This window comes from Cognatilysobacter terrigena (genome assembly GCF_004361065.1).
GTDB classification, from domain to species: domain Bacteria; phylum Pseudomonadota; class Gammaproteobacteria; order Xanthomonadales; family Xanthomonadaceae; genus Cognatilysobacter; species Cognatilysobacter terrigena.
Window position 1 is genome coordinate 1 of the sequence record NZ_SELT01000056.1, and the last position, 1,181, is coordinate 1,181.

3 protein-coding genes are annotated in these 1,181 nt (G+C 59.9%); all 3 read right to left on the reverse strand.

Annotated elements, in window-relative coordinates; genetic code table 11:
• Window positions 1-25: 25 nt before the first annotated feature.
• Entirely contained in the window at window positions 26-403 is a 378-nt protein-coding gene (locus EVS83_RS15310; RefSeq protein ID WP_133502039.1) for a DUF6869 domain-containing protein, read from the reverse strand.
• Between the two features lie 24 nt (window positions 404-427).
• Window positions 428-865, reverse strand: a complete 438-nt coding sequence (locus tag EVS83_RS15315) for a hypothetical protein (protein ID WP_133502041.1) — start codon at window positions 863-865, stop codon at window positions 428-430.
• A 57-nt stretch (window positions 866-922) separates the two neighbouring features.
• On the reverse strand, window positions 923-1,181 hold a 259-nt coding region (locus EVS83_RS15950; RefSeq protein ID WP_208108775.1), incomplete at its 5' end, for a hypothetical protein.

The window sequence follows — 1,181 nt, forward strand, 5'->3', positions numbered from 1 at the left end:
AAGCGGTGTCGGCTTGGACGAATTGTTAGGCGAGCGGCCGAACCTGGTCACAGCCCAGCGCCAGATAACGAAGAGTAACGGCATCTTGTGCAGCCGGCAGCCACACGCCAGCAAGTAGCGCGGCGAACGCTGGCTCTGCTTGGGCAAGCTGCTCGACGCGATCGATGAACTGGGCGCCGTGTTCCTGAAGTAAGTCCTCGAGTGGGCCGGCAGCGAGCATGCCCTTGGCTGGCTCTGCGGCGCACATAGGCAGCGCTAGCAGAATGAAGCGCCATAGGTCTTCGGAATGTTCTATTAGGTCATCCACTGCACAAATGATCGCGACCTCCGCTTCATCGTGCTGACGGTCGCCGGACTGCATCGCCGCCCAGCGGGCGGCCAGCTGCTCAAGATCGCTATTCACTTCATCCGCCGCCTAACACCTGAGTTAAGCCGCGCCGCGAAGCGGCGTCGGCTTGGACGAATTGTTAGCTGCCAAGCGAGCTTCGTGGATACGGCCCAGACGCCAACTTAGCCAAACCGAAGCTGCAACGACGGCTCCCCAGAGTCCGAACTGCAGAATTGCGACAAGCGGGGGTTCTTGGCTGTAACCAGTGAACGAGAAGGCGGCCCCGCAAGCGCCGCCAACCAATGACGCAACCCACCACCGATCTGCTCCGAAGCGAACTGCCAGCAAGAGTGCAGGAAGGCCGAGTGCCGCAACCAAGGGCGCGGACACGACGTAGCTCACCACAAGAAGCATGGCGAAGCCGCTGAATGGCTGCGCTTCGCCGCCGAGCAACGCTTTGCCAAGAAGCAACAGCGGAGGAAGAATTGGGGCGAGGGCGAAGCCACCAAGTAACCACAAAACGCGAGTACGGCTCATGGCAGCTAACACCTGAGTTAAGCCGCGCCGCGAAGCGGCGTCGGCTTGGACGAATTGTTAGATGGCGCCACACGGACTTTCAGCAGCGTGCTTTTCCAGTTCAGTGGCACGGCTGGCAAGAGCCTCTGATTGCTTGGCGAGGACAATACGCCAAACGCTTTCCTTAGTAGGAATCTCTAGGCGCAGGGGCTTGTACCCAGTCGCCTCGACCAACGTAGTGAAGTAGTAAGGATTAGATCCCGTAATTCCACCTAGGGAAACACAGCCCGTGGTATCGGCCGTTCCCTCGTACTCGATCGGCGCTGTGCCCCTAAAC